The following is a 16053-nucleotide window of genomic DNA, read 5'->3' as shown; positions in this document are numbered from 1 at the left end:
GTCGTCCGTCTGGAGGTAGACGTGCGCCGCGTCGATCAGGTGCCCGGCACGATGCTCGATCGGCAGGGGTGGAGCAGACCGACCCGGCGGGCTACTACCGGGGAGCCCGGTACCACGGCGCGATCCAGCTACTGGTGGAGCCGACCGGCCGACGGATGGCCGGAAAATGGGTCGGGTTCGGCAAGGACATGGACGTCAACACCGACCCCTGGGAACTGACCTTCCTGGATGCTTCCACGTCCAAGGCGACGCTCGACCAGTACAACACCTCGCCCGAGCGGTTGCTGGGCGCAAGGGCGCGGTGCACCCAGGTCCGTCACTCCAGAAACGCCAGACCCGCGCCGATCTTGCAGTTTCGGTCGCCGATATGCGCTGAATACCCTCTTATGTCGCGACAGTAAACGCAAGATCGCGGAAGAGGGGCACACCGCCCTCGTCGATCATGGAGTTGTGGTGCCGGGTTTGGCCCGATCCGGGCACTTTGCCACCCACCACAAGTCCATGATCGACGGGACAGCGCGGGGTTGACGAACAGCCACTCCGTCTAACGCAACGGTGTTGACGTATCGGTAGTGCAGCTCGGTCCGTTCCGGCACCAGCAAGTTGGTCGCGCCTGAACAACAGATGCCCGAACGAGCTGAGTCAGTCGCCGACTCTCGGGACCCCCCACAGGGACAGGCAGAACGGATGCCCGGCCGGGTCGGCGTACACGAAGCAGTGGTCCGCGTTGGGCTGATGCTCGAATCGGGTAGCACCGGCTGCCAGCACACGCGCTCCGGTCGCCTCCAGGTCGTCGACGAAGAACTCGAGGTGCATCTGCATCCCCACCTCGCCATCCGGCCAGGTGGGTGGCTGATAGTCATCGATCTGCTGGAACCCGATGTCGCCGTTCGGCCCTTCTACAAGCGCCCAGCCCTCGTCACCCTTCGCGACCCCGCCGGTGATCTCGGCGTAGAACCGCGCGAGGGCGATTGCGTTGGGCGCATTGACCGTCGTCAGGCTGAGCCTGATCAGGTTCGACATCGACCTATCTCCATCTGCTGGTATGCCGGCGTGAGCTCTTCCCAGCGTTCCTTCCAGCCGGGCGCTCTGACACCGGAGCTCCAGCCCTCCGGATGGACCGGGGCCGCCGACCTCCAGCAAGCTGACCCATCGACTGCGGCTCTCATCGGGCCACCATAGGCGAGGGTCCGGATCTGCCGTCAAGGACTCGTCACGAAAGGCGACATCGGTTACGGTCTCTGCAACAAGCGCACGTGACAACGCGGGGGCCACCCTGATCGTTGAACCGGCGCCTGCCCGAGCCGGCCGTCACATCACGGGGGTCAACGTGTCGGATTATCCGAAGATGATCGTCCCGGTCGACCACATTGAGCCGGTGCCTCGCCGGGTCCGAGCCTTCCTCGGCGGCGAGCAGGTACTGGAGACCACGCGGGCGCGGTACGTGTGGGAATGGCCCTTCTTCCCGCAGTACTACATCCCCATCGACGACCTGAATCGCAACCTGTTGATCGAGGGCCAGCGCACCGAGGTGTCCCGGCGCGGGACCGCACGGCTGCACGGGCTGCAGGTTGGCGAGACGATCCGTCCTTCGTGCGGGCGGTTGTACGGAGACGACGCGCTGGCTGGGTTGGCGGACACGATCCGGTTCGACTGGGCAGCCATGGATGGCTGGTTCGAGGAGGACGAAGAGGTCTTCGTGCACCCCCGGAACCCGTATGCCCGGGTGGACGCGTTACGTTCCACCCGCAGCGTCAGGGTGGAACTGGAAGGGGTCGTCCTGGCCGAGTCGACATCGCCCGTGCTGGTCTTCGAAACCGGTCTACCGACCCGCTACTACCTCAACCGGACCGACGTGAACTTCAGGCACCTGGTGGCGTCGGCGACGAGGACCGCCTGCCCGTACAAGGGCCAAACCAGCGACTACTGGTCCGTCCGTCTCGATGACCAGGCCCACCCGGACCTGGCCTGGTCGTACGACTTCCCAACCGCCGCACTCCTGCCGATCGCCGGCCTGATCGCCTTCTACAACGAGAAAGTCGATCTCTTCGTCGACGGCGAGCGACTGAGCCGGCCGTCAACGCCCTTTCACTGAACCAAACGCACGCCCTGGCACCGGCTCGCGTCTGTACCAGTGCCGGGTGCGGTCGGCCGGGGATTGACGCCGCACTTAATTGATCAAGATCCAGCAAGGGTCCCCTCCCGACGGCGTTGTCGGGAGGGGACCCTTCTGGTCTGCGGTGTTACTTACGGCTTGACGTGCGCGTTCACGAACGACGGGTAGCCGAAGACACTGGAGATGAAGATCCCGCCGGCCTTGGACCCGTGCACGTTGTACGCCACGTCGACGAAGAGCGGCACCACCGGCGCGTGCTCCTTCATGATGCGCTCGTCGAGCTTGGCCCACTCCGGGCCCTGCTCGGCCGCGGGCAGCGCCGAGATGCGGTCCATCTCGGTGTTGATCGCCGGGTCGTTGAAGTAGGCCTGGTTGCTGTTGCCCTCGGCCTTGATGGTGCGGCCGTCGTAGAGCACCGGCAGGATCGAGGCGCCGCTCGGCCAGTCCGCAGCCCAGTTACCGATGTACAGGTCCCAGGGGTTGTCCTTCTTCTTGATCTCGTCGAGCTTCGCGTCGTCGGAGATGTTCCGCAGCGTGATCTTGAAGCCGGCGCGCTCCAGGTTGGCCTTGAGCTGGGCGCCCTGCTGCTGCTCGGTCGAGTTGTCGGCGACACCCAGGACCAGCTCCGGCGTCTTGCCGCCGAGCAGTTCCCTGGCCTTGTCCACGTTGCCGTTGGCACCCGCCGGGTACGCGTCGTACGCCTTGTAGCCGATGGTGGCCGGCGGCATGAGCGTGGTCAGCGGCGCGGCGACGGTCTGCCCGCCCATCGCCTTGATGAAGCCCTCGCGGTCGATGGCGTAGTTGAGCGCCTGACGGACCTTCAGGTCGGTGACCCGCTGGTTGTTGATGACCAGCTGGTTGGCGCTCGGGGTCGGCGAGAGGATCGTCCGCGACTTGAGGGCGGCGTCCCCGGCGACCTTGGCGACCAGCGAGGCGGGCACCGTGTTGAAGGCGAGCGCGCTCTGGTCGGCGCCGTTGTCGGCGATCACCCGGTTGTTGGCGGCGTCCGCGGTCGGGCCGAAGCTCCAGACGAACTGGTCCGGGTACTGGTGCCGCACGGCGTCGGTGGCCGGGTCCCAGTTGGGGTTGCGGTCCAGGGTGAGCTGCACGCCGACCTGGTTCTTGGAGATCTTGTACGGGCCGGACGAGAACGGCTGCTTGTCCAGGTCGACGCCGGTGTCCTTGTCGGCGGGCAGCGGCGCGGTGGTCGGCAGCGAGACCGCGAACGGCAGGTCGCAGCGGGGCTTGGCGAACTCGAAGCGCAGCGTCTTGGCGTCCGGCGTGCTGAGGCCGGGCGGGAGCGACGTCTTGTTCTTCTTGAAGTCCCACTCGGTGTCGAACTGCGGGGTGTCGGCCAGCCACTCCTGGATGTAGGTCGGGCCGCCGGACAGGTCCGGGTCGAAGGAACGGGCGATGCCGTACGCGATCTCCTTGGAGGTGATCGGTCGACCGTCCTCGAACTTCACCCCGTCCTTGACAGTGAATTCCCAGACCTTGCAGTCGTTGTTGACGTTCTTGCCCGGCGTCTCGGCCAGGTCGCCCACCAGGACCAGGCCACCCTTGCCGTCGTCCTTCCAGGTGGTCAGGTAGCGGGCGAAGAGCGGGTTGGCCATCAGACCGGCGAACGAGTACGTCCGCTGCGGGTCGAGGTGGGAGATCGGCGACTCCCGAATGATGGTGAAGGTGCCGCCCTTCGCAGCTCCGCTCACCTCGGCCGCCGGCCCCTGCGAGTCCTTGGGGTCGGTCGCGATGACCCCGGTCTGCTGCCGTTCGGTGTCGACAGTGGTGCCCTCGCCCGTGTTCTTCGAGCACGCACCCAATGCCACCACCAGAGCGATCGCGCCGCCTGCGGCAGCCACCACGCGTGGTCTCATGAATACCCCCTTCACCCATGTGCCGTGCGTTTCGTCGGGGCGAGAACCGCCGACGTCCCGAGGATCGTAAGGAAGAAACCTACGAGTTGTGTAACAGTTGTCGATAAATTTCGCCACCGGTTGGCGTGGCGGACACCAGGCGGCTCAGCGCAGCCGCACCCGGGGGTCGATGGCCGCGTAGAGCAGGTCCACCAGCACGTTCGCCAGCACCACGAAGACCGCGGCGATCAGCACGGTGGCCATGATGGTGGGCAGGTCACCCGAGCGCACCGCGTCCACCGCCGTCCGCCCCAGCCCCTGGATGCCGAACGTCGTCTCGGTGATCACCGTTCCGCCCAGCGCCCCGCCCACGTCCAACCCGGCGATCGTCACCACCGGGGTGATCGCCGCGCGCAGCGCGTGTCGCCCGTACACAGTGGGTTTGGCCAGGCCCTTGGCCCGCGCGGTCCGGACGAAGTCCTCGGACAGCGTCTCCAACATCTGCGCCCGCGACAGCCGCGCGTAGATGGCCGAGAAGAGGAAGGCCAGCGCCACCCAGGCGAGCACCAGCCCACTGGCCCACTTCGCCGGGTTGTCGAAGAGGGAGGTGTAGCTCGGCACCGGCAACAGCCGCAGGTTGTAGACGAACACCAACAGCAGCACCGCACCCACGAAGTACAGCTGCAACGACGCGCCGGTCAGCGAGAAGCCGATCGCCAGCCGGTCCAGCCAGGTGCCCCGACGCAGCGCGGACACCATGCCGAGCCCCACGCCGAGCAGCAACCAGAGGATGGCCGCCGGGATCACGATGCTCAGCGTCACCGGCAGCACCCGGGCGATGGTGTCCGAGACGGCCTCGTTGGTGACGTACGACCAGCCCAGGCAGGGCGCGTCGCACCGGCCACCCTGGGCGCTGCCCAGGTCCCGACCGGTCACGATGCCCTTCATGTAGCCGGCGTACTGGCTGACCAGCGGGTCGTTCAGGCCCAGGTCGTCGCGGACCCGCTCCAGCCGCTCCGGGTTGCAGTTCTTCGAGCAGATGCTGCTGACCGGGTCGCGCGGCAGGGCGAAGAACATCAGGAAGGTCAACACGCTCACCGCGAACAGGGTCAGCGTGGCCGAGAAGAGCCGCTTGATCAAAAATCGCGCCATGATTTGACCCCTACCGGGACGACTTCGGGTCGAGCGCGTCCCGCAACGCGTCGCCGAAGAGGTTGAAAGCGAACACCAGCGCGAAGATCGTGATGCCCGGGAAGAACACGTACGCCGGGTCGGTCTGGAGGAAGTCCAGACTGCGGTAGATCATTCGGCCGAAGCTCGGCGTCTCGTCGCTGAGGCCGACGCCGATGAACGACAGCGCCGCCTCGCTGGTGATGAACTGCGGCACCGCCAGGGAGAACGACACCAGGATCGGCGCCCAGATGTTCGGCAGCAGCTGCCGGAAGAGCATGTGTCCCAGCCCGGCCCCGCTGGCCCGGGCCGCCTCCACGAACTCCCGCTCGCGCAGCGCGATCACCTGCCCGCGTACCAGTCGGGCCGTGCTGGTCCAGCCGAAGATGGCGAAGACGGCGATCAGCACCCCCACCCCGAAGGCGGACGACACCTGCCCTCGCTCACCGTAGAAGCGCAGCGTGATGGTGGGCGTGAGCGCCAACGCGATGATCAGGAAGGGCATGGCCAGGGTCAGGTCGGTGATCCAGTTGATCACCGCGTCGAGCCAGCCGCCCAGGTAGCCGGCGAGCGCGCCCAGCACGATCCCGATCGTCGCGGTGATCAGGGCCGCCGCGAACGCGATGAACAGCGACGTCCGCAGCCCGTAGATCAGCCGGATGAAGATGTCCCGGCCCAGCCCCGGCTCCAGACCGAACCAGTGCCCGCCGCTGACCCCGCCGGCGTACCCCAGGGGCATGCCGAAGCCGTCCAGCAGGTTCTGGAACTGCTCCCGCGGCCCGATCCCGTAAACCATCTCGATCAGCGGGGCGGCCAACCCCAACAGCAGGAAGAACACCAGGAGTACGCCGCTGACCACCGCCGTACGGTCGCGGCGCAGCCGCAGCCAGGCGAGCTGACCGGGCGAGCGGCCGACGACGCCCTTCACGGCGGGCCCGCCCGGGTCCGTGCCGGACTCGATCTCGGCCAGCGCCACACCCTCCACCGGGGAGAGACTCACGACGACACCTCCTCCACGATCGCGTCTGTCGACCCGGCCTCCGCAGCCGCCCCACTCTCGGGGCTCGTGCTGTCCGCTTCCCCTTCGGGAAAGTGACACGCGGTGGCCTGGTTGCCGCCGTCGCGCGGGACCAGCGCGGGCTCCTCGGTGGCGCAGATGTCCTGCGCCTTCCAGCACCGGGTGCGGAACCGGCAGCCCGACGGTGGGTCCAGCGGGGTGGGCACGTCACCGGTCAACCGGATCCGACCCGCAGGGCCGAGCTGGGTGACGTCCGGGATCGCCGAGAGCAACGCCCGGGTGTACGGGTGCTGCGGGCGCTCGTAGATGTCCGCCCGGTCGCCGATCTCCACGATCCGGCCCAGGTACATGACAGCGACCCGCTGGCAGAAGTGCCGGACCACGGCCAGGTCGTGCGCGATGAACACGAAGGCCAGGCCAAGCTCGCGTTGCAGGTCGCGCAGCAGGTTGACGACCTGCGCCTGGATCGAGACGTCCAGCGCGCTCACCGGCTCGTCCGCCACGATCAACTTCGGCCGCAGGGCAAGCGCGCGGGCGATGCCGATCCGTTGGCGTTGGCCGCCGGAGAACTCGTGCGGGTACCTGTTGTAGTGCTCCGGGTTCAACCCGACCAGCTCCAGCAACTCCTGCACCCGGGCCTTGGTCCCGCCCGGCGGCTTGATGCCGTTGACCTGCAGCGGCATCGCCACGATCCGGCCCACTGTGTGCCGGGGGTTCAGCGAGGCGTACGGGTCCTGGAAGATGATCTGCAGGTCCTGGCGCAGCGGGCGCAACTCCCGGCGGCCGGCGTGGGTGATGTCCCGCCCGTCGAACTCGATGCTGCCGCTCGTCGGCTCCAGCAGCCGCACCAGCATCCGGCCGGTGGTGGTCTTGCCGCAGCCCGACTCCCCCACCAGGCCGAGCGTCTCACCAGGGCGCACGTCGAAGTCGAGCCCGTCGACCGCCCGCACCAGGCCGGTGGCGCGCAGCCCCTGGCGTACCGGGAAGTGCTTGGTCAGGCCGCGTACCCGCAGCAGTGGCTCGTCGGTCATCTCCACAGTCCTCCGTTCGGGACTGCGTTACTCCGCTGCGCTGCGTTCCTCGCCCTCACACAGCCACCCCCACTCGTTCGACGTCCTCGGCGTAGAACGTGGCGCGCTCCTCGGCGCTGAGGTGGCAGGCGACCAGGTGGCCGTCGGCCCCGGCCGCGCGCAGCTCGGGCACCTCGGTGCGGGATCGGCTGCCGGCGCGGTCCGCGTACCGGCAGCGTGGGTGGAACGCGCAACCCGACGGCAGGTTGATCAGGCTGGGCGGGTTGCCGGGGATGGGCACCAGGTCCGCGTCCGCGTCGCCGTGCAGCGACGGCACGCTGGAGAGCAACCCCCAGGTGTACGGATGCTGCGGCGCACGGAGCACCTGCTCGACGCTGCCCCGCTCGACGGCACGCCCGCCGTACATGACCAGCACGTCGTCGGCGACCTGGCCGACCACGCCGAGATCGTGGGTGATCAGGATGATCGCGGAGTGGAACTCGGCCTGGAGGTCGGCGAGCAGGTCCAGGATCTGCGCCTGCACCGTGACGTCCAACGCGGTGGTCGGCTCGTCGGCGATCAGCAGCGCCGGGTCGTTGACCAGTGACATCGCGATCATCGCCCGCTGCCGCATGCCGCCGGAGAACTCGTGCGGATACTGGTCGAAGCGGCGCGCGGGCTGCGGGATCCCGACCCGGTCCAACATGTCGACCGCCCGCTGGCGGGCCTCGCGCCGGTTGGCCTTCGGGTGGTGCACCCGGTACGCCTCGGCGATCTGCCGGCCCACCGTGTAGTACGGGTGCAGCGCCGACAGTGGATCCTGGAAAATCATCGCCATGTCCCGGCCACGCAGCCGGCGTACCTCCTCGTCGGGGAGACCGACCACCTGCCGGCCGTCGACGGAGATCTCCCCGGTGATGGTGGTCCGTTTCGGGTCGTGCAGGCCGAGGATCGCCAGCGAGGTGACGCTCTTGCCAGAGCCCGACTCACCGACGATGCCGAGTGTGCGGCCCCGCTCGACGGCGAACGACACCCCGTCGACCGCGCGCACCACGCCGTCCTCGGTGTCGAACCGGACCCGCAGGTCATCCACCCGCAGGTAGGCGTCCTGGTCGGAGCGCTGCGCCGGCACGGCGGGGCGGTCGTCCGGTTCGCCGGACGGCGAGGGTTCCGAGCTGTCCACGGCCACCTCCCTCAGTGACGAAGGGAACTTACAGGAAAGTCCCGAGGGTGAAAATAAGCTACAAAGCCGGCACGTGTCAGCGGGCCCGAGCGTAACGAGTCGGCATCGGCCCCGCACCCCCGTCACCTCGCCATCCACGCCCATTCATCTCCCGCGCACCGCGCACCGCGCACCGCGCCAAGATCTCCGCAACTTCCCCGAAGTTGCTGCCTCCGACGCGCCAGAGACAGCAACATCCCTGATACTGCGCGGATCTTGATGACAGACACCGCCCCCGAGAGCAGGAGCGGGGTCTGGTGCGCCACCGCCACCAAGGTCACGCTCGAACCAGGATGTGGTGGCATCGCCGACGCCCCGATACCACTACATCCAGGATGTTGCGCGATCTTGCGGCCCTCGGAGCGGCGCGGCGAGGCAGGGCGGGACTTTCTCTCCGTGGAGCGGTTGGCGACCAGGGCCGGCGACGTATTGGAGTTGCCGAGCCGGTGCGGGCCACGATTCGACCAGAGGATCTCGTCCCCTGACGGGTGTCGGTCGGCTGGCCTAGGGTCGGTCCATGACCGAGTTCGACGCGGCCACCGCCGCCGTCCAGGCCGCCCTCGACGCGGGGGCTCGATACGCCGACGCCCGGGTGATGCACCGCCGCTACGAGTCGATGACCGCGCGCAACGGTGACGTGGAGGAGCTGACCCAGGACGAGAGCATCGGGCTGGGAGTCCGAGCGCTGGTCGGGGCGAGTTGGGGCTTCCACGCCGTACCCGATCTGTCGGACGGCGCCGCCCGCGACGCCGGCCGGCGCGCGACGCGGACCGCCATGGCGAGCGCGCGGGTGCCGGGCCCTCCGGTCGACCTGGTGCCGGTGGAGGCGGTCACTGCGAGCTGGGCCTCCGGCTGCCAGATCGACCCGCTCGGGGTGCCCCTGTCGGACAAGGGCGATCTGCTTGTCGACGCGACCCGCACGATGGCCGAGCACGGCGCGGACCTCGCCGAGGGCCTGTACCAGATCTGGGACACCGCGAAGTGGTTCGTCTCCAGCGAGGGTCACCGGATCGACCAGCGGATCCGCGAGTGCGGCGGCGGCATCTCGGCCACCTCGATCGGCGACGGCGAGACGCAGCGCCGGTCCTGGCCGAGCTACCGGGGGCAGTACGGCACCACCGGGTGGGAGCTGGTCGAGTCGCTGGACCTGGCCGCGCACGCCGCGCAGATCGCCGAGGAGTCCCGGGCGCTGCTCACCGCGCCGCCCTGCCCGGCCGGCGAGACGGATCTGATCCTCGGCGGCGAGCAGTTGGCCCTGCAGATCCACGAGTCGGTCGGGCACGCCATCGAACTGGACCGGATCCTCGGCTGGGAGGCGGCGTTCGCCGGCACGTCCTGGCTGGACCTGGCCCAGCTCGGCTCGCTGCGCTACGGCTCGGAGCTGATGAACATCACCATCGACCCGACGATCCCGGGCGCGCTGGGCAGCTTCGGTTTCGACGACGAGGGTTCCCCGGCGGTCAAGCGGGACGCGGTCCGGGACGGTCGCTGGGTGGGTGTGCTCGCCGGCCGGGATTCCGCCGCCATGGCCGGCCTCGACTACGGCGGCAGCGTACGCGCCGACGGGTGGGCCCGGCTGCCGATGGTGCGGATGACGAACGTCGGCCTGGAACCCGGCCCGCACACCCTGGAGGAGATCATCGCGGCCACCGACGACGGCGTGTTGATGGACCTCAACCGGTCCTGGTCGATCGACGACAAGCGGCTCAACTTCCAGTTCGGCTGCGAGGTCGGCTGGGAGATCAAGAAGGGGCGGCGGGGGCGGATGCTGCGCAATCCCACGTACACGGGGATCGGCCCGCTGTTCTGGCGCTCGATGGACATGCTCTCCGGCGAGACGGTCTCCTGGGGGACGCCCAACTGCGGCAAGGGTCAGCCCGGCCAGGTCGGGCACACCGGCCACCCGGCCGCGCCGGCCCGGTTCAAGAACGTCCGCGTGGGGGTTTCGGCGTGAGCGCGAGGAGTGAGCCGGGTTTGCGAGCCCCGCAGTCGCGAACGAAAGGCGGCTCGGCGTGAGCGCGAGGAGTGAGCCGGGCTTGCGAGCCCCGCAGTCGCGAACGAAAGGTGGCTCGGCGTGAGTACGGGCGGCATGACGGAGGTGGAGCTGGCCGGGCAGGTTGTGGAGTTGGTTCGGCGTCTCGGCGGGCCGGCCGCGCAGGCCGAGGCGGTGGTGACGCGGGCGGACCTGGCGCTGACCCGGTTCGCGAACTCGGGCATCCACCAGAACGTCTCCGAGTCGACGGTCGGGGTCCGGCTGCGGGTGCACGTCGACGGTCGGACGGCTGCCGGCGGCGGCAGCGTGGTCACCGCCGACGGGTTGTCCGCCCTGGTGGAGCGCACCCTGGCCGCGGCGCGGCTCTGCCCGCCCGACCCGGGCTGGCCGGGGCTGGCCCCGCCCATGCCCATGCCGGACGCGCCGCCCGTCGACGAGGCCACCGCGCACGCCGAGCCGGATCAGCGGGCCGACCGGGTGGGGGCGTTCGTCGCCGCCGCCGGGGGCCTCAGCACCGCCGGTTACTGCCGCACCGCGCACCGCTCGTCGGCGTTCGCCAACTCGGCCGGGCACTCGGCGTACGGCCGCTCGGTGGAGGCGGCGATGGACGGCATCGCGCGCCGCGACGGCGCGGACGGGGTGGCCCGACGCAGCGCCGACCGGTTGGCCGACCTGGACGGCGCCGAGTTGGGGGCGCAGGCGGCCGCGAAGGCGCAGGCGGCGGCCGACCCGGTCGAGCTGCCGCCGGGGCACTACGAGGTGGTGTTCGAGCCGGCGGCCGTGGCGGACCTCCTCCAGAACCTGTCCTTCTACGGCTTCAACGGCAAGCGGTACGCCGAGCGGCAGTCGTTCGCCGAGCCGGGCGCCGCCCAGTTCGACAGGGCGGTGACCCTCGTGGACGACCCGCTGGGCGGGTCCGGGTTGCCGTTCGACGCGGAGGGCACCGGCCGACGGGCGTTGACGCTGGTCGAGGCGGGAACCACCCGGGCGGTGGCACACGATCGCCGGACGGGTGCCGAGGCGGGCGTGGAGTCCACCGGTCACGCGGTGGCGGGGGGTGCCACCTGGGGCCCGATGCCGCGAAACCTGCGGCTGACCGGCGCGGCGGCGGGTCCGGCCAGCGCGGTGGGCCGGAGCACCACCGGCGCGGCGGCCGGGGCGGTCGTCGACGCGGACACCGCCGCGTTGGTGGCCGGCGTACGCCGGGGGCTGCTGGTCACCGACCTCTGGTACACGCGGGTGCTGGACCCGAAGAGCCTCGTCGTCACCGGGCTGACCCGCAACGGCGTCTGGTTGATCGAGGATGGCACTGTCGTCCGGGCGGTCCGTGACCTGCGGTTCACCGAGTCGTACCCGCGGGCGCTCGGGCCGGGGGCGGTGCTCGGGCTGGGCGCGCGGGCGGTGCGCCAACCGGAGCGGGTGGACGGTGCCTGGTGGGCGGCGCCCTCGCTGCGGCTGGCGTCCTGGCACTTCACCGGAGGCGCGTCCGGCTGACGTTGTGGACGAGCGCGCCAAACCGGCGTGTCGGGGGCTTTTCCGCAGGCCAGACACACGGGACACTCCCTTGCGCGGACGGCTCGCAGAGATCGGCGTAACGTGTGTCACTTAGCTGCGTCGGTCGATCCGGCGTGGTCGTTGGTGTGCGCATGACGTGGCAGCGGGTGCGGGTTCGCCGGTCCGCGTGCCGACCGGAGAGAGACCAGCCCGCCCGTACGGGCCCGTCGAGGAGACGACTCGAATGACTTCAACGGCAACGAGGCCGAGGGGGGCGCGGGCGCGCGCCGCCATCGCGGCGAAGACGTTGCGTACCGACCGATGGTGGTTCGCCCCGCTGATCACCGTGATCGGGCTCAGCGCCTGGGTCGCGTACGCGACGGTCCGGGTCTTCATGCACAAGTGGTACTGGGTGGACCAGTTCCACTACCTGACCCCGTTCTACTCCCCGTGCGTGACCGACAGGTGTGTCGAGGAAGCCTCGCACTTCGGCCGGTTCCTGCCCGGCTGGTGGATCATCCCGGACGCCGCGCTGACCCTGCCGTTCCTGCTGCTGTTCCGGCTCACCTGCTACTACTACCGCAAGGCGTACTACCGGTCGTTCTGGCTGTCGCCGCCGGCCTGCGCGGTCCCGGACGGGCACAAGGAGTACGGCGGCGAGACCCGTTTCCCGCTGCTCGGGCAGAACCTGCACCGCTACTTCTTCTACGCCGCCGCGATCATCTCGCTGATCAACACCTGGGACGCGATCCTCGCCTTCCACTCGCCGAAGGGCTTCGGCTTCGGGTTGGGCAACATCATCCTGCTGCTCAACGTGGTGATGCTCTGGGCGTACACGATCTCCTGCCACTCCTGCCGGCACATCATCGGCGGCCGGCTCAAGCACTTCTCCAAGCACCCGGTGCGGTACAAGGCCTGGACCTTCGTCTCGGCGTTGAACGTCCGGCACATGCAGCTCGCCTGGATCACCCTCGGCACCCTGGCGCTGGCCGACTTCTACATCATGGCGCTCGCTGCCGGCTGGTTCTCCGACCTGCGGTTCATCAACTAAAGGGCCCCTGACATGACCACAACCACTCGCATCGAACGACACCACTACGACGTCGTCGTCATCGGGGCCGGCGGCGCCGGTCTGCGCGCGGCGATCGAGGCCCGGCTGGCTGGCAAGAAGACCGCGATCATCTCCAAGTCGCTGTTCGGCAAGGCGCACACGGTGATGGCCGAGGGCGGCGCGGCCGCCGCGATGGGCAACGTGAACAGCCGGGACAACTGGCAGGTGCACTTCCGCGACACCATGCGCGGCGGCAAGTTCCTCAACAACTTCCGGATGGCCGAGCTGCACGCGAAGGAGTCGCCGCAGCGGATCTGGGAGCTGGAGACGTACGGTGCGCTCTTCGACCGCACCAAGGACGGCAAGATCTCGCAGCGTAACTTCGGTGGCCACGAGTACCCGCGGCTGGCGCACGTGGGCGACCGGACCGGCCTGGAGCTGATCCGCACCCTGCAGCAGAAGATCGTGTCGCTTCAGCAGGAGGACCAGCGGGAGTTCGGCTCGTACGACGCCCGGATCAGGGTGTTCTCCGAGACGACAATCACCGAGCTGCTGCTCGACGGTGACCGCGTGGCCGGCGCGTTCGGCTACTACCGTGAGTCGGGCGAGTTCATCCTCTTCGAGGCGCCGGCGGTCGTGCTGGCCACCGGTGGCGTCGGGCGCTCCTACAAGGTCACCTCGAACTCCTGGGAGTACACCGGGGACGGGCACGCGCTGGCGCTGCGCGCCGGGGCGACGCTGATCAACATGGAGTTCCTCCAGTTCCACCCGACCGGCATGGTCTGGCCGCCCTCGGTGAAGGGAATCCTGGTCACCGAGTCGGTGCGCGGTGACGGAGGCGTCCTGAAGAACTCCGAGGGCAAGCGGTTCATGTTCGACTACGTCCCCGACGTCTTCCGCAAGCAGTACGCGGAGACCGAGGAGGAGGCGGACCGCTGGTACACCGACCCGGACAACAACAGGCGTCCGCCGGAGCTGCTGCCCCGCGACGAGGTGGCCCGCGCGATCAACAGCGAGGTCAAGGCCGGCCGGGGCTCCCCCGCCGGCGGTGTCTTCCTGGACATCGCGAGCCGACGTTCGGCCGACGAGATCCGCCGCCGACTGCCGTCGATGTACCACCAGTTCAAGGAGTTGGCCGACGTCGACATCACGGCCGAGCCGATGGAGGTCGGGCCGACCTGCCACTACGTGATGGGGGGCGTCGAGGTGGACCCGGATTCGGGCACCGCCTTCGGCCACGTACGCGGACTGTTCGCCGCCGGTGAGGTCTCCGGCGGCATGCACGGCTCCAACCGACTCGGTGGCAACTCCCTGTCCGACCTGCTGGTCTTCGGCAAGCGGGCGGGCGGGCACGCCGCCAGCTACGCCGACGGGCTGGCCGCCCGGCCGAAGGTGGCCGTGGACGAGGTCGAGGCCGCCGTGGAGACCGCCCTCGCTCCGCTGCAGCGGGACACCGGCGAGAACCCGTACACCCTGCAGCAGGACCTCCAGGCGGTGATGGGGGATCTGGTGGGCATCATCCGCCGGGAGGGTGAGCTGGCCGACGCTCTGGTCCGGCTCGCCGAGCTGCGTGAGCGGGTGGCAAAGGTGAGCGCGGCCGGCGGTCGACGCTACAACCCGGGCTGGCACCTGGCGCTGGACCTGCGCAACATGCTGGTGGTTTCGGAGTGCACAGCGAAGGCGGCGCTGGAGCGGCAGGAGTCGCGCGGCGGGCACACCCGGGAGGACTACCCGGCCATGGAGCCGAAGTGGCGGCAGGTCAACCTGGTCTGCGCGTTGGACGGCGACACCGTGCAACTGACCCGCAAGCCGCTGCCGAAGATGCGGCCGGAGCTGATCGGCCTCTTCGACCGGGCCGAGCTGGCCAAGTACCTCACCGACGAGGAGATCGCCGACTTCGACGCCCTCGTTGCCGACGCTGGAGAGGCGGACAACCGATGAGCGCGAAGCGTCAGTTCCGGATCTGGCGGGGCGACGAGACCGGCGGTGACCTCCAGGACTACATGGTGGAGGTGAACGAGGGCGAGGTCGTCCTCGACGTCATCCACCGTCTGCAGGCCACCGACGCGCCCGACCTGGCCTGCCGGTGGAACTGCAAGGCCGGCAAGTGTGGCTCCTGCTCCATGGAGATCAACGGCAAGCCGCGGTTGGGTTGCATGACGCGGATGTCGACCTTCGGCGACGACGAGACCGTCACGGTCACCCCGCTGCGTACCTTCCCGGTCATCCGGGACCTGGTCACCGACGTCTCGTTCAACTACGAGAAGGCACGGGAGACCCCGGCGTTCGCCCCTCCGGCGGACGTGGCCCCGGGTGACTACCGGATGCAGCAGGTGGACGTCGAGCGCTCGCAGGAGTTCCGCAAGTGCATCGAGTGCTTCCTGTGTCAGACGGTCTGCCACGTGATCCGTGACCACGACGAGAACAAGCAGGCGTTCTCCGGCCCGCGGTACTTCATCCGGGCGGCCGAGCTGGACATGCACCCGCTGGACGCGCGGACCGACCGCAAGGAGTACGCGCAGGCCGAACAGGGCCTCGGCTTCTGCAACATCACCAAGTGCTGCACCGAGGTCTGCCCCGAGCACATCAAGATCACTGACAACGGGATCATCCCCATGAAGGAACGGGTCGTCGACCGCAGGTACGATCCCCTTGTGTGGCTTGGTAGCAAGATCTTCCGTCGGGGCGAGACGCCCCAGACCAGCGTGACCTCCGCCCGTCAGGGCTCGGCGACGCCGGGCTCCGCCCGAGGTGGGGTGCACTCGCATGCGGGTGGCTCCCACGATCCGCAGGCTGAGGCGCAGGCGCAAAGTGGCGTCAACTGGGATCGGGAGGTGCCGCACCCGACCGCGCCAGCGGTCGACGACAGGGGTCGGCTGCCGCTGACCGAGCTCACCTTCGACCGGGCCGCCGCGCCGTCGCCGTTCGGCGACGACGTGACCTTCCCGCTGCCTCCGGAGCACCTCAACTTCGCCCACCCGGAGCAGGACAACAAGCACTAACCACCCGAACGACAACGGGGGCCGTGGCTATCGCCACGGCCCTCGTCCCACTTCCCCACCCCGCCCCCTCCGTTGATCATGAAGTTATTGCCACGACACGCCGCGGGCGGTGGCAATAACTTCA

General features: G+C 69.2%; 12 protein-coding genes and 1 pseudogene. 7 read left to right on the top strand and 6 right to left on the bottom strand.

Annotated elements, in window-relative coordinates; translation table 11 throughout:
* Window positions 1–71 precede the first annotated feature (71 nt).
* Window positions 72–284: pseudogene (locus KBX71_RS17105) on the top strand (XRE family transcriptional regulator); the annotation flags it as partial.
* 358 nt (window positions 285–642) lie between these two features.
* Here the strand turns inward: KBX71_RS17105 and KBX71_RS17100 are convergent.
* Window positions 643–1023 (bottom strand): VOC family protein, encoded by a 381-nt coding sequence (locus KBX71_RS17100; RefSeq protein ID WP_210819012.1) that lies wholly within the window; start codon window positions 1021–1023, stop codon window positions 643–645.
* Window positions 1024–1330: 307 nt separating this feature from the next.
* Here KBX71_RS17100 and KBX71_RS17095 point away from each other — a divergent pair, with 307 nt between their 5' ends.
* The gene (locus KBX71_RS17095; protein WP_307847117.1) at window positions 1331–2095 is read left to right on the top strand and encodes a DUF427 domain-containing protein; all 765 of its coding nucleotides are present in this window, start codon (window positions 1331–1333) and stop codon (window positions 2093–2095) included.
* A 152-nt stretch (window positions 2096–2247) separates the two neighbouring features.
* On the opposite strand, the gene KBX71_RS17090 is transcribed toward KBX71_RS17095, so the two are convergent.
* The 5 genes from KBX71_RS17090 to KBX71_RS17070 all read right to left on the bottom strand — a co-directional run bounded on the left by KBX71_RS17090 (window position 2248) and on the right by KBX71_RS17070 (window position 8299).
* The gene (locus KBX71_RS17090; protein WP_210819011.1) at window positions 2248–3990 is read right to left on the bottom strand and encodes an ABC transporter substrate-binding protein; all 1743 of its coding nucleotides are present in this window, start codon (window positions 3988–3990) and stop codon (window positions 2248–2250) included.
* A 144-nt stretch (window positions 3991–4134) separates the two neighbouring features.
* Complete coding sequence (locus KBX71_RS17085) at window positions 4135–5121, bottom strand: ABC transporter permease (protein ID WP_210819010.1); 987 nt, start codon at window positions 5119–5121, stop codon at window positions 4135–4137.
* Window positions 5122–5131: 10 nt separating this feature from the next.
* Window positions 5132–6139, bottom strand: a complete 1008-nt coding sequence (locus tag KBX71_RS17080) for an ABC transporter permease (protein ID WP_210819008.1) — start codon at window positions 6137–6139, stop codon at window positions 5132–5134.
* Window positions 6136–7188 (bottom strand): ABC transporter ATP-binding protein, encoded by a 1053-nt coding sequence (locus tag KBX71_RS17075; protein WP_210819006.1) that lies wholly within the window; start codon window positions 7186–7188, stop codon window positions 6136–6138. Before KBX71_RS17075 ends, KBX71_RS17080 begins: the two co-directional genes overlap by 4 nt.
* Window positions 7189–7243: 55 nt before the next feature.
* Window positions 7244–8299: an ABC transporter ATP-binding protein gene (locus tag KBX71_RS17070; protein ID WP_210819056.1), complete on the bottom strand. Its 1056-nt coding sequence runs from the start codon at window positions 8297–8299 to the stop codon at window positions 7244–7246.
* A gap of 607 nt (window positions 8300–8906) precedes the next feature.
* Here KBX71_RS17070 and KBX71_RS17065 point away from each other — a divergent pair.
* The 5 genes from KBX71_RS17065 (at window position 8907) to KBX71_RS17045 (ending at window position 15929) form a co-directional block, all read left to right on the top strand.
* On the top strand, window positions 8907–10343 hold the full coding sequence (locus tag KBX71_RS17065; RefSeq protein WP_210819005.1) for a TldD/PmbA family protein: 1437 nt from the start codon (window positions 8907–8909) through the stop codon (window positions 10341–10343).
* A gap of 135 nt (window positions 10344–10478) precedes the next feature.
* The gene (locus KBX71_RS17060) at window positions 10479–11876 is read left to right on the top strand and encodes a TldD/PmbA family protein (protein ID WP_210819055.1); all 1398 of its coding nucleotides are present in this window, start codon (window positions 10479–10481) and stop codon (window positions 11874–11876) included.
* Window positions 11877–12120: 244 nt separating this feature from the next.
* Window positions 12121–12927 (top strand): hypothetical protein, encoded by an 807-nt coding sequence (locus tag KBX71_RS17055; protein WP_112583731.1) that lies wholly within the window; start codon window positions 12121–12123, stop codon window positions 12925–12927.
* A gap of 12 nt (window positions 12928–12939) precedes the next feature.
* Window positions 12940–14868 carry a fumarate reductase/succinate dehydrogenase flavoprotein subunit gene (locus tag KBX71_RS17050; protein ID WP_210819003.1) on the top strand — a complete coding sequence of 643 codons (1929 nt, stop codon included), beginning with the start codon at window positions 12940–12942 and terminating at the stop codon, window positions 14866–14868.
* Window positions 14865–15929 carry a succinate dehydrogenase/fumarate reductase iron-sulfur subunit gene (locus KBX71_RS17045; protein WP_210819001.1) on the top strand — a complete coding sequence of 355 codons (1065 nt, stop codon included), beginning with the start codon at window positions 14865–14867 and terminating at the stop codon, window positions 15927–15929. The genes KBX71_RS17050 and KBX71_RS17045 overlap by 4 nt, the downstream gene beginning before the upstream one ends.
* Window positions 15930–16053 lie beyond the last annotated feature (124 nt).

This window comes from Micromonospora sp. D93 (assembly GCF_018070365.1).
In the GTDB taxonomy this organism is placed as follows: domain Bacteria; phylum Actinomycetota; class Actinomycetes; order Mycobacteriales; family Micromonosporaceae; genus Micromonospora; species Micromonospora ureilytica.
The sequence above is the reverse complement of the archived record's forward strand: the minus strand, read 5'-3'. Positions and strand labels throughout refer to the sequence as shown.